15 protein-coding genes and 1 tRNA gene are annotated in these 12,326 nt (G+C 36.0%); 4 read left to right on the top strand and 12 right to left on the bottom strand.

The window, feature by feature from the left end; translation table 11 throughout:
- Positions 1-67 precede the first annotated feature (67 nt).
- The 8 genes from SIB53_RS05715 to psbB all read right to left on the bottom strand — a co-directional run bounded on the left by SIB53_RS05715 (position 68) and on the right by psbB (position 7,288).
- A complete protein-coding gene (locus tag SIB53_RS05715; protein ID WP_413677318.1) occupies positions 68-337 on the bottom strand; it encodes a DUF2470 domain-containing protein in 270 nt (89 codons plus the stop codon).
- A 94-nt stretch (positions 338-431) separates the two neighbouring features.
- Positions 432-1,667, bottom strand: coding sequence for an FGGY-family carbohydrate kinase (locus tag SIB53_RS05720; RefSeq protein WP_413677319.1), 1,236 nt, complete (start codon positions 1,665-1,667; stop codon positions 432-434).
- Positions 1,668-1,685: 18 nt separating this feature from the next.
- A complete protein-coding gene (metK, locus tag SIB53_RS05725) occupies positions 1,686-2,915 on the bottom strand; it encodes a methionine adenosyltransferase (RefSeq protein ID WP_413677320.1) in 1,230 nt (409 codons plus the stop codon).
- Positions 2,916-2,939: 24 nt separating this feature from the next.
- A complete protein-coding gene (locus SIB53_RS05730; RefSeq protein WP_413677321.1) occupies positions 2,940-3,728 on the bottom strand; it encodes an HAD family hydrolase in 789 nt (262 codons plus the stop codon).
- 18 nt (positions 3,729-3,746) lie between these two features.
- Positions 3,747-4,856, bottom strand: a complete 1,110-nt coding sequence (locus SIB53_RS05735; protein WP_413677322.1) for a 30S ribosomal protein S1 — start codon at positions 4,854-4,856, stop codon at positions 3,747-3,749.
- 103 nt (positions 4,857-4,959) lie between these two features.
- Positions 4,960-5,439, bottom strand: a complete 480-nt coding sequence (gene nrdR, locus SIB53_RS05740; RefSeq protein WP_413677323.1) for a transcriptional regulator NrdR — start codon at positions 5,437-5,439, stop codon at positions 4,960-4,962.
- Between the two features lie 190 nt (positions 5,440-5,629).
- A complete protein-coding gene (locus tag SIB53_RS05745) occupies positions 5,630-5,725 on the bottom strand; it encodes a photosystem II reaction center protein T (RefSeq protein WP_110859955.1) in 96 nt (31 codons plus the stop codon).
- A 39-nt stretch (positions 5,726-5,764) separates the two neighbouring features.
- Complete coding sequence (gene psbB, locus SIB53_RS05750; protein ID WP_413677324.1) at positions 5,765-7,288, bottom strand: photosystem II chlorophyll-binding protein CP47; 1,524 nt, start codon at positions 7,286-7,288, stop codon at positions 5,765-5,767.
- Positions 7,289-7,769: 481 nt separating this feature from the next.
- Between psbB and psbM the strand changes: the two genes are divergently transcribed.
- From psbM to SIB53_RS05770, 4 genes are all read left to right on the top strand, one after another.
- Positions 7,770-7,928 (top strand): photosystem II reaction center protein PsbM, encoded by a 159-nt coding sequence (psbM, locus tag SIB53_RS05755; RefSeq protein WP_413677325.1) that lies wholly within the window; start codon positions 7,770-7,772, stop codon positions 7,926-7,928.
- A 134-nt stretch (positions 7,929-8,062) separates the two neighbouring features.
- Positions 8,063-8,509 carry an acyl-CoA thioesterase gene (locus SIB53_RS05760; RefSeq protein WP_413677326.1) on the top strand — a complete coding sequence of 149 codons (447 nt, stop codon included), beginning with the start codon at positions 8,063-8,065 and terminating at the stop codon, positions 8,507-8,509.
- A gap of 51 nt (positions 8,510-8,560) precedes the next feature.
- A complete protein-coding gene (gene prmC / locus SIB53_RS05765) occupies positions 8,561-9,382 on the top strand; it encodes a peptide chain release factor N(5)-glutamine methyltransferase (protein ID WP_413679126.1) in 822 nt (273 codons plus the stop codon).
- A complete protein-coding gene (locus tag SIB53_RS05770; protein WP_413677327.1) occupies positions 9,360-9,959 on the top strand; it encodes an L-threonylcarbamoyladenylate synthase in 600 nt (199 codons plus the stop codon). The genes prmC and SIB53_RS05770 overlap by 23 nt, the downstream gene beginning before the upstream one ends.
- A 192-nt stretch (positions 9,960-10,151) precedes the next feature.
- Here SIB53_RS05770 and SIB53_RS05775 read toward each other — a convergent pair.
- The 4 genes from SIB53_RS05775 to minC form a co-directional block, all read right to left on the bottom strand.
- Positions 10,152-10,223, bottom strand: a tRNA-Thr gene (locus tag SIB53_RS05775).
- A 121-nt stretch (positions 10,224-10,344) separates the two neighbouring features.
- Complete coding sequence (gene minE, locus SIB53_RS05780) at positions 10,345-10,692, bottom strand: cell division topological specificity factor MinE (RefSeq protein ID WP_413677328.1); 348 nt, start codon at positions 10,690-10,692, stop codon at positions 10,345-10,347.
- A 4-nt stretch (positions 10,693-10,696) separates the two neighbouring features.
- Positions 10,697-11,512 (bottom strand): septum site-determining protein MinD, encoded by an 816-nt coding sequence (minD, locus tag SIB53_RS05785; protein WP_413677329.1) that lies wholly within the window; start codon positions 11,510-11,512, stop codon positions 10,697-10,699.
- 164 nt (positions 11,513-11,676) lie between these two features.
- Positions 11,677-12,324 (bottom strand): septum site-determining protein MinC, encoded by a 648-nt coding sequence (minC, locus tag SIB53_RS05790; RefSeq protein ID WP_413677330.1) that lies wholly within the window; start codon positions 12,322-12,324, stop codon positions 11,677-11,679.
- Between the last annotated feature and the right edge of the window lie 2 nt (positions 12,325-12,326).

The following is a 12,326-nucleotide window of genomic DNA, read 5'->3' on the forward strand; positions in this document are numbered from 1 at the left end:
CTAATTGCAAAGGCAATTTGAAAATCATAACAATGCTATCGATCTAATAATTTTCTTGAACAAGATTTCATGACTCAGGAATAGCTTTAATCATCCTAACCAATGTTTTATGTGCATCCGAACAGTCTTGGAGAATATGATCAAACTTTATTTCTAAGGTCTGGTCGTCAATTGTAAGCTGAATAGACTCTGGAGATAGGCATTTCATTTTTGCTGATTTAAAAGTTTTAATTTTTCCATAATATTTTGCATATGCATTGACTGCATCCTCATGGTCTTTGTTCATGTGATGACATATTCTTGCACTTGTCTTTTGGTTGATTGGTTCGGATTTCATATGGTTTTTAAGTTTTGACTTTAGAAATTATTTATAAATTAGTTAGATTTAAGAAATTGAGATTAAAAACTTTATAAAGAATTTAATGCCTTTTTTATAATAATCCTTGCAAAGCAATACTTGCTACTCCGGCTGCGGGGGGTCTGTTGCAAATTTTGATTGGTATCCCGATTTCTCTTTCTCTTATTTTTTTCCAGGTAATATTCTTTGCCCCCCCTCCAATAGTAATTATTTGCCTAGGTAAATCAGCTCCTAATTCATTTAGTTTTTGCCATCCTCGTGCTTCTATATTGGCCAACCCTTCAAATAATGCATGAAGATAAAGAGAATCACTGACTGGTCTTGGCTCAAGTTTAGGTTGTAAATTTGGATCATCTATTGGAAATCTTTCTCCTTGATTTGATAGTGGAAGAAGATTCAAACCTGTTGATTTATTAGGATTTATTTGTGTGCTTAACTCTTCAATATATTCAACATTAAAAAAATCAAGAAGTATTGCTGCCCCTGCATTGGATGCTCCACCAGATAGCCAATTTCCTAATAATTTATGATTTGAGATGCCTTTCCCAGAAAGAGTATTGTTAACAAATTTTTTGATCACTATTGTGCTGCCAAGTATTGTTACTCCATCATTTTTATTAGGAAAGGTAGCTAAAAAACCAGCATTGGAATCTGTAGTACCTGCTATTACTTGAAGGTTTTTGGGCAAATTTAATTCATTTGCTTTCTTAGCACATATATTTCCCATTATTTGACCTGATGGAATTATTTTAGGAAGACATTTTAACCATTTTAAATTTTGAAAACTTGCTGGCCATGAACTATTTGATATTTCCCAACCCATCCTAATATTGTTACCTTCTTCACCATACTCCCAATTATTGATAAGCCATCCACTAATCCAATCTGCTTGATGTCTTAGGATTATTTCATCACCATATAAGGCTAAAAGTCTTAGTGCTCTTCCAACACTTCCACTTATGCTTGAGCCGGCACATTCTTTTGTGAATAGCTTTTCAATTTCGTATGAATACTCTGAACAGGATAAGAAATAAGGTAGGGCTTTCCCAATAGGTTTTCCATTTTTTTTGCATGCTAAAAGTGTTCCAGATGTTCCAGCGACTGAACAAGAAACTAATTTTTCTTTTAGAGCTTTTGGAATTTCTTTTATTAGAGCTTGGAGGCTATTAATCCAATCTTCTGCTATCTCAAGACCTTTAGAGTATGTTTTTGATGATGTAAATAGTATTTTTTTTTTCGTATTTATGATTGCAACCCTTACCCCGGATGTCCCAAGATCTATACCAAGTACAAGAGAATTATTTAACATTTTTTGTTTAAAATCTTGTTATACGAGCAAACTTAATTCTTTTGCTTTTTGAGTCACATCCTCCCATGGTAGAGAAATATCAGTTCTTCCAAAATGACCATAAGCTGCAATATTTCTATAAAAACGTCCTCCTCTTAGCCTTGGAAGTTCTTGCAGGTCAAAAGATTTAATAATGGCACCTGGTCTCAAATCAAAATGTTCTTGAACAATTTGAGTTAATTCAGCGTCTGAAACTCTCCCGGTGCCATAGGACTCAACAAGTATTGATACTGGTTTGGCTACACCAATTGCATAACTTAGTTGGACTTCAACTTTTTTTGCAAGATTTGCTGCAACCAAAGCTTTTGCGACAAATCTTGCGGCATAAGCTGCTGACCTATCAACTTTTGTAGGATCCTTTCCAGAAAAAGCCCCACCCCCATGGCGAGCATATCCACCATATGTGTCTACAATTATCTTCCGACCTGTGAGTCCTGCATCTCCTTGAGGTCCTCCAATAACAAATTTCCCAGTTGGATTAACTAAAAAACGTGTAGTTTCTAAGGAAGGTTTTAAAGCTAGATCCTCTGTTGCTGGCTCAACAACCAATCTCCATAGGTCTTCTGCAATTCTTTTTTGGATTTCCTTCTCAAGAGTTATTCCATCGACTTCTGCTTTGTGCTGAGTAGAAAGCAGTATTGTGTCGATGGAGCAGGGGATTCCATTTTCATATGAGACACTTACTTGGGTTTTCCCATCAGGTAAAAGATAATCAATTAATTTTTGATGCCTAACTAATGCCAACCGTCTTGCTAATCGATGAGCGAGACTAATTGGCAATGGCATTAGTTCAGGAGTCTCGTCACAAGCAAATCCAAACATAATTCCTTGATCACCAGCACCAACTTGATCAAGTGGATCTGTTGAATGGTCTTCAGCTTCATCTACCCCTTGAGCAATATCTGAAGACTGTTGGTCTAGGGCAACTAGGACTGCGCAACTATTAGCATCAAAACCACCAGCACTAGCACTTTCATATCCAATACTTTTGATGACTTCTCTAACAAGCTTATTGAAATCAACCTCTGCTTTAGAAGTTATTTCTCCCGTTATTAGACATAAGCCAGTGTTTACTACTGCTTCACAGGCAACCCTACTTGTTGGATCTTCAGTTAAGAGAGCATCTAAAACAGCATCACTTATTTGATCGCAAATTTTATCAGGATGTCCTTCTGTTACCGATTCAGAGGTAAAAACGTATCTGCTCATTGGAAATCTGAATTGAATAATACTTTAGGTGTTTATCTGAATATTTAATTCATTTAATTTTTCGATAATGAATTGTTTTTCAGTAAGAGTGGGAGGATTTTTCCATCCACCTGTAAAGCCTATTATTATTGATACATCAGCATCTTTGGCCATTTTTAAATCAGTATCGGCATCTGAAATCAGGGCACATTCTGTAGGATTTATCTTCATTCTTTTGCAAAGTTCTATAACTGCTTTTGGGTTAGGTTTTGACGGTTTTTTCTCAGCACTCCAAAGATAATCAAATATACCTTCTAATTTATTTTCGTAAATAAATTCTTCTATTCCTGATTGTGTATCATTAGTCATTAATGCAATACAAACTCCATTTTTTTTTAGAGCAACTAATAGTTCAAATGCTCCTGAAATTAAAGTCCTTTTCTTCTGTATATTATCTTTCTTATTAGAAAGATAAATATCTACATCATCAAAAATTGTTTGACTTATTGAAATTGATTTAAACCAATCAAAACCAAATAAAGTAAATATTGTTGCTGTAGATATAATATTTTGCTCTTTCGAAGCAATTGCTAAACATGCATTAGCTGAAAGAGCCTTATTGTTTAACCCATAAACATAATTAAGTAATTTTCTCAATAAAAAAATTTTAAATTTGTTTATTTTTAATGCTTTAAATTTGGCAACTGCAAACTCCACTCTTGTTTTGGCTAGTTCTAATAAGTGTTTTTCACTATTTGATAATGTTCCATCCTTATCAAATATTATTGCCTTAATAAAACCAACAGAACTATTCTTTATTAATAGCTCTGCCATTCTCATAAAAATAAATAATCAAATAGTCATTACTGCAATAGGGTCTTCTCCTTCTTCAGCTTGCTCAAGAAGCATTTGTTTATATCTTGCGGCCATCTCTTCAGCCTTATCAAAAACTTTTTGAGGGTCTGTCAGCATATCTCCAGGTTCTGGTTCAAGTGCCTTTGTAGAAAGAGAAATTCGCCCTCTTTCAGCATCTAGGTCTATTATCATGACCTTCATTTGGTCGTTGACGTTTAATACAGAGTGAGGAGTTTCAATATGTTCATGACTTATCTCTGAGATGTGAAGAAGTCCACTTACGCCTCCAATGTCTATAAATGCTCCATATGGTTTGATTCCTCTAACAGCTCCAACTACAACTTCTCCAACTTCAAGACGATTCATTTTTCTTTCAACCAAAGCTCTTCTATGACTTAGAACAAGCCTATTTCTTTCTTCATCAACCTCTAAGAATTTTAATGGTAGAAAATCAGCAACTAGTTCTTCTTTGGCTTTTCTAGTACTTATATGGGAACCAGGAATAAAACCTCTAAGCCCTTCAACGCGAACAAGCGCCCCCCCTCTGTTTGTAGCGAAAACCTCAGAGTAAATTGTGGCATCTTCTTTTTGCAATTGTCTAACTCTTTCCCAAGCTCGTTGGTATTCAATTCGTCTTATTGATAAAGATAACTGCCCATCTTCATTCTCCTCAGTCATTATAAAAAACTCTCTTATTTCAGACGGTTGTAAAACATCACTCAGACCTTCGACTCTATTTATTGATACTTCTTGCATAGGCATAAAAGCTGCTGTTTTGGCGCCAATATCAATCATTGCTCCTTTGGATTCAAGAGCAAAAACAGTACCATTGACTATATCGCCAGGTTTAAAGTTGTAGTCATATTTACTCAGTAAAGAGGCAAATTCATCAAGAGTAAAGCCTGCATTTTCAAGATCATTCTTATTAACTCTGCTTGAAGATTCATCAGCAGCTGGAATGTTTTTCGGAATCTCGTTTTCTTTTAATTCATTATTAGCATCATCTTCAAATTCTGGACTCAAGGAATTTGAGATAGTTTCTTCAGGTATTGATGTTTCTTTTTCGGAATTTTTTTCTTGAACTTTGCTTGCTGGATTTTCAGACATGCTTGTATGGCGGTATGCCTTTTTAGGACAATGCGATAAAGATACAAAATGGCCCGCCGACCAAATTGAAATTAAATTCTACTTTATTGATAGGTCTTTCTAGTTAAATAATCGATGCAAATTGTTCTTTTTTTAGTGGTTTTAGTGATTCAAGGGTTTTCATGAAATCATTAATTCCATTAAACTGTCTATAAACAGAGGCAAATCTTATATAAGCAACTTCATTAATATCTTTTAAATGTGTAAGAACCATTTCTCCAATCTCAATTGATTTAATATCTTTGCGAACGCCTTGATGAAGCTCTAGTTCTATTTCATCAACAATAAATTCAATTTTAGAATCATTTATAAGTGTTTTTTCACATGCTCTGCTTAAGCCACAAATTAATTTATTTCGATTAAATAATTCTTTTGCTCCGCTTCGTTTTAAAACTGTAATGGGTAATGTTTCTACTCTTTCATAAGTAGTAAATCGGAAGTCGCAATTTAAGCACTCCCTTCTTCTTCTTACGCTTCTTCCAGAATCAGCTGAACGAGATTCAAGAACTCGACTGTCAGTATTTTGACAAGATGGGCACTGCATGCAGCCCTTTTTCATGATTTAACTAACTTTAAACATTTATTCGGCTTCTGAGAAGGGGTAGATTAAAAAAACTACTTTTTTATTCAAAAAGAATTTATTTATATTGAAGATTTAATTAATAAAAATTTTAATTTTTAAGTTAAGGCATTAAAAAAAGCCCTGAAATTTCAGGGCTTTTTTTAATGTTGTTTTACTTGTCGTACTTCGGAGGATCGCGAAATGCGACAGCAAAGAAGAGCGTTACAAGTGCCAAAGTAAGTATCAGCGTGTAGGAGAAAGCTTCCATCTAAGTTCTCTGTATAAGAAGGGGGTAAAGATTCCTGATTTAGGCTCGACCAGGAACTCGGCGAGTAGATTCATCTCCAAGTTTTTTGAAGAGACCAAACTCAACCTGATCGCCTAGCTCTGGATCGATACCTGAGAATCTGTCGCCGAAGAGAGTCCTTGCGGCGTGCCACCAGTGCCCAAAGAGGAATAACAAGCCAAAGCACAAGTGTGCATAGGTGAACCATGCTCTTGGAGAGCTTCTGAATACACCGTCTGACTTGTAACGATCTCTGTCAAACTTGAAGGCTTCTCCAAGTTGAGCCTTTCTGGCTAGACGCTTAACTATTACTGGATCAGTAAATGTTTGGCCATTTAACTCACCACCATAAACAGTAGCTTTAACTCCTGTTTGCTCAATGGAATACTTAGCTTCAGCCCTGCGGAAAGGAATGTCAGCTTTAACGTTTCCATCCTTGTCTTCAAGAATGACAGGGAAGTTTTCAAAGAAATTTGGAATTCTTCTTACTTCTAAGTCATTGCCTTCGCTATCGGTAAATGAGATGTGACCTTGCCAACCACTTGGAACTCCATCACCATTAACCATTGCTCCAACTCTAAATAGACCGCCTTTGGCAGGACTATTTCCGACATAGTCATAGAAAGCAAGTTGCTCAGGAATTGACTCGTAAGCTTCAGCTTTTGAAGCACCATCATTCATAGAATCTTGAACTCTACGGTTGATTTCAGTTTTGAAATACCCAGAGTCCCATTGATATCTAGTTGGACCAAATAATTCAACAGGAGTTGTTGCTGATCCATACCACATGGTTCCAGCAACTACGAAAGAAACAAAAAGTACAGCTGCAAGGGCACTTGCAAGTACTCCTTCTAGGCTGCCAAGCTTTAAAGCTCTATAAAGCCTTTCTCCGGGTCTGTTGGTGATATGGAATATTCCACCAATTATTCCTAAAAGTCCTGCCCCAATGTGATTAGCGACAATTCCTCCAGCATTGAATGGATTAAATCCTTCTGCGCCCCAAACAGGAGCTACCTTTTCTACATGCCCAGTTAATCCATATGGATCTGAAACCCATATACCGACGGTTGAGCAATGAAATGCACCAAACCCAAAGCATGTTAAGCCAGCTAAGAAAAGATGAATTCCAAAAATTCTTGGAAGATCTAAAGCGGGTTCACCAGTGCGGGAATCTTCCCACAATTCAAGGTCCCAGTATGTCCAGTGCCATACGGCAGCAAGCATCAAAAGACCACTGAAAACTATATGAGCTGCAGCAACCCCTTCGAAGCTCCAAAAGCCGGGGTCTACTCCGGTTGCACCGGTTATATCCCATCCGTTCCAGCTGCCTGTAATTCCAAGGCGGGCCATAAAGGGCATGACATACATGCCTTGGCGCCACATTGGATTAAGTACTGGATCAGAAGGATCAAAAATGGCCAATTCATATAAGGCCATTGAGCCGGCCCAGCCGGCTAACAAAGCAGTATGCATGAGGTGCACGGCCAAGAGGCGGCCAGGGTCGTTAATAACGACTGTGTGCACCCGATACCAGGGCAATCCCATGGGTCAGGTTCGTATAACGAAGCTGCTTAATGCAGCAAGACTCGCATGATCGTAAATGGTATTGCTTGAGTTAATGCACAGGATGTAGAGACCTGAAATGACTTTTGACACTCTTGGATCAAATCTTGCCTGTTTTGAGTGGCTTGAACTGCTGAATATTCAGTGGTAGACAAGAAAAAAGCAAAAAAAAAAGAAAAAGAAGAAATTTTGAAATTTACATTGATTTTGTAATTTTATGTCGTTTTTCTATCAACCCAATTTGAAAAAACTGAAAATTATGGGTCGAATATGCATGAAAATAAATTTTTAGAAAATCTTTTTGAGCGTTTTAAGCCTAAAAACATTTATGTGGAAGTTTTTGAAAACAAAATTTTTCGGCAAATTACAAAATCTCAGTCTCTTTGATTCAAATCAAAGTTTTTTTGCTGATGGGATATATAGTTTGTTTCAGTAAAAATTGTTCTGAGTAAAAACCTCGGTTATGGAAACCACTAGTTTTGGATTTGCCGCAAGTCTTTTATTTGTTGGCGTACCAACGATCTTTCTCATTGGTTTATTTGTTTCTACCAGTGATGGTGAGAAATCAAGCTTTTATTCAGATTCCAGTAAAGGTAGATTGAGCCCTGAACCTAAAAAGTAATTTAGGAATTTTTTTGATTACCTAATGATCTCAGCTATACGCTTGAGATCTAAATAACTCTTGGGCTTTACTTATTAGGTATTGCTTACTAGCTTTTTATGTAATTATTAGGACTAATTTAAGAAGGATTCCTATTGAATGAATTCATTAATAAAAAAGAGTGGAATTTAACTAAAAAAGTTCTTCCACAACATGCTGATCATGCAGGGGTAATGTGGCACGGTTCATATTTTAATTTCTTAGAAGAGGGGAGAATTGATGCATTACATAAAGTGGGAATGAGTTATTCAATATTGTCTAAAAGAGGGTATGAAATACCTGTAATTTCAGCTCAAATTAAATATAAAATATCTTTTACACATGGTGAAACAATATTATTAAAAAGTCAATATGATTTTGTAAATAAAATAAGGCTTAACTGTAAAACTTTATTTTTAAAAGTAAATGGTGATATTGGTGCAGAAGCTCTAATAGAATTGGTTTTGGTAAGAAAAGAAAATGATTCTATAAAATTAGTAAGAGATTTTCCTCCTGAAATCAAGAAGATTTTTTTACTTCTTGAAAAAGGCCCTAAAAATTAAATGGTTGATAATTATATTTCTGGTAAAACTTTTCTTCTTTGGAGAAAAAAAATGATGCTAGAAGGAGGAAGAAAAGTAGATTTTGATTGGCTTTTAGATATTGCTGCAGGAGTTTCTTGGAGTCAATTACAAAAAATAATTTTGAATCCTGAGAATTTTATTTCTCTAGAAATCTCAATTGAAGAATTAGAAGTTATTTGGAAATCTCATTTAACAGATCAAACCCCACTTCAATATTTGATTTCAAAGTGTCCCTGGAGAGATTTTGAGTTAGAGGTATCAGCAGATGCCTTGATCCCTAGGCAAGAAACAGAATTTTTGATTGACTTTGCTTTAAAAAAAGTGATTGATATTAATTTTGGAAGGTGGGCTGATTTAGGGACAGGTTCTGGACCTATTGCGGTATCTCTAGCTAAATCTCTTCCTAATTGGAATGGTCATGCATCTGATATTAGTAAAGATGCCTTAGAGCTAGCAGAAAGAAATTTAAAATCTAATGTGCCCACCGCGAATGTGAGATTTTCTTTGGGAGATTGGTGGGAACCTTTAAAAAGATGGTGGGGAAGCTTTGATTTGGTTTTAAGTAATCCTCCTTATATACCCTCTGACTTAATTCAAGAGTTAGAACCAGTTGTAAAAAATCACGAGCCACTTATAGCTTTGGATGGTGGAGAGGATGGGATGAATGCCTCTAAAAAAATAATTCTAGGAGCATTAAATGGTCTTTCTCAAGGAGGTTGGTTGATTCTTGAACATCATTATGATCAAAGTGAAAAGATCATTAATATGATGAAGAAGAATGGAATGGAAGAAGTTTCTTTTGAAAAAGATTTAAGTGGTATCAAGCGATATGCCATTTGCCGTAAAAAATAAAATGAGCATTAATCAATTTGAAATTTCTGACTTGGCTTCGAAATTAAAAAAGGGATCTTTAGCTTTATTCCCTACTGATACTTTGCCAGCACTTTGCGCGTATCCTGAATTTTCAAAGAAAATATGGACTATCAAGAAAAGGCCTTCAAATAAACCACTCATATTAATGGGAGGATGCTCGGATGATTTATTTGAGTTTGTTCATCCTTGTGCTATCGAAGATGGCATGAAATTGGCAAAAATCTATTGGCCTGGAGCATTAACAATTGTTTTGCCAACAATAGGAAATTTTTCTGAGAATTTGAATATTCATTCCAATTCTCTAGGTTTCCGAGTACCCGCTCTAGGACTTGCAAGAGATTTGCTTACAAAAACTGGTCCTCTTGCAACTACAAGTGCAAACATTTCTGGAGAATTGCCTGTTAAAGATGCCATAGAAGCTTCAATTCAATTCCCTGGGATTCCAATACTGGCTCCTGTTCCTTGGCCAAAGTCATCAGGTATTGCAAGCACAGTTGTTGAATGGAAAGAAGGGAAATGGAATTTATTGAGGCCTGGTTCAATCGTTTTGGAATAAAAGTCACTAATGATTTATCTGTTTGTAAGCGTTCTATTATTGCAATCTTTTTTTTGGTTGGTTTTTCGACTTCCCATAATGGGTTTTGATTGGATTTATCAATTAAAATTTATCCACTTCTTTGTCATTGCTTTTTTAATTTGGATTATCTCTGGTAAATCCAAATAGATCTTTTAATTGTGTTTGTTCAAATGCCGGCTAACAGATTTGAACTGATGACCTTCGCTTTACAAAAGCGCTGCTCTACCGCTGAGCTAAGCCGGCAATTTTTTTATCTTACCTAAGAAAGTAATCTAAAAGTTAATCCATAAAGGAAATTTGTTGAAAATACTTTTTAAAATTGTTTTTGATCTAATCCAACACATGTATGCCATCTTTTTATTTATTAAGCATTTTGATCTGTACCTTCAGTGTCTAGAGAATTTTCTTCTGACTGATTCTTAGGCTCTTTGAGTTTGATTTGACCAGTCATAGTTCTTTTTATTGGAAGGTTTGCAACTAATGCAGTCATGCGATCCTCTGTCTCAAGACTTACTGCGCCTTCAGTCACATCTATCTCCACATACTTTGCTACCACATCAAGTATTTCTTTTCTCATTTGATCTAAAAGTTCTGTGCTGAGATCTGATCGATCATGAGCTAAAACAAGTTGCAACCTCTCTCTTGCAGTGCTAGCACTTGCAGGTTGCCTCCGTAGTAACTTGTTAATAATGTCTCTAAGTGTCATTGCCATTGCTTTAGAAAATTTTTGTTTGCATTAGTCTTCTAAATTTCGCACCAAATCCCGAACTCTCCTCTACGGGATCAATAAGGGGAACATCCTCTCCTTGAAGTCTCTTGGCAATATTTAAATAACATTTCGCTGCTGGGGAATTAACGCTATTTAAAGTTAGAGGTTCACCTCGGTTTGTGCTAACAATTACCTGCTCATCCTCTAGCACAAGGCCAAGTAAAGGTAAGGCTAAAATATCAGTCACATCATCGATAGAAAGCATTTCTTGGTTGGCCATCATCTTTGGCCTAACTCTATTCAGAACTAGCTGGATTGGTTTAATAGCATTTGTATTAAGCAAACCAATTACTCTGTCTGCATCTCTTACTGCTGATACCTCAGGATTGGTAACTACAATTGCTTCTTGAGAGGCTGCCATAGCATTTTTAAATCCATCTTCAACTCCAGCCGGGCAGTCAATTAAAACGTAATTGAACTGTTCTTTTAACATATCGACTATTCGCTTCATATCATCCGGTTTTAACCAATCAAGCATTCTTGGATTCCCAGCTGGAAGTAAAGATAGATTCGATTCTTGCTTGTGCTTCACCAAAGCCTGATCAAGTCTGCATTCCTCCTCAAGAACCTCTTGTGCTGTATACACAATTCGATTCTCAAGACCTAATAGTAAATCCAAATTTCTCAGACCAAAGTCTGCGTCTAACACTGCAGTGGTTAAACCCTGCCTTGCCAGTGAAATGCCAAGATTGGCTGTGAGGGTTGTCTTGCCGACTCCACCCTTCCCTGAGCAAATAAGAATGACGCGCGTATCTGTCGCCACGGACCTCCTAGGATTCGATGAATTTTAGTTTGATTTTGATGAAGAAAAAAGCTTTATTGTCAGATCGGTTGCATTGGGTTTGCTTTTGAAGACATCTCTAAGGTCTTATTTGGTTGTTTTTCTCGCTTTTTATTTAAAAACTCTTTCTAGATTGACTTCTTGAACTATATGGATTCAAGTGGGGAAATTATAATTTCTTGAGAATCAATAATTGCTTGTTCTGCAAGTCCCAGTAGAGGTTTCTCCTTAGGCCCTCTAGCAACTTTTGTAGCGATTCTTAGTTGAACGGGTCTAAGTTGAAGTGCCGATATGGTTGCTTTAGTGTTGCCTTTGCTGCCTGCATGGGCAATCCCTAGAAGTCTACCCCAGATAATAATATTTCCCTCTGCACTAACTTTTGCTCCTGGATTAACATCTCCAAGGATGAGCAAATCACCAGGGCTTTCAAGATATTCTCCTGATCTTACAGTTCCTTGATGAAAGTTGGTTTTTGATAAAGTTAGACTTTTTTCATTTATCTTTAAGGTTTCATTTGAATCATTTTCAAGAATAAATTGAGATTTATAACCTAATGATTGAGAGCTTACTATTGTCTTTGAAGATGTTGAGCAAAAACTAATGATTTCACAATTATATTGAGCTGCTATTTCACTTGCTTCATATATATCTGTACATGAAAGATCTAGATCTTTACAATCAATTTCTATATTTTTTGACTTCACCATTTTTAATTCATTTTTAAAAAATATTTTCCAATTTAGATAGCTACTATCCTTGATATTGATTATTGTTTTTTGAGTTCTTGAATTCATGT

This window comes from Prochlorococcus sp. MIT 0916 (assembly GCF_047305155.1).
Classification (GTDB): Bacteria; Cyanobacteriota; Cyanobacteriia; order PCC-6307; family Cyanobiaceae; genus Prochlorococcus_B.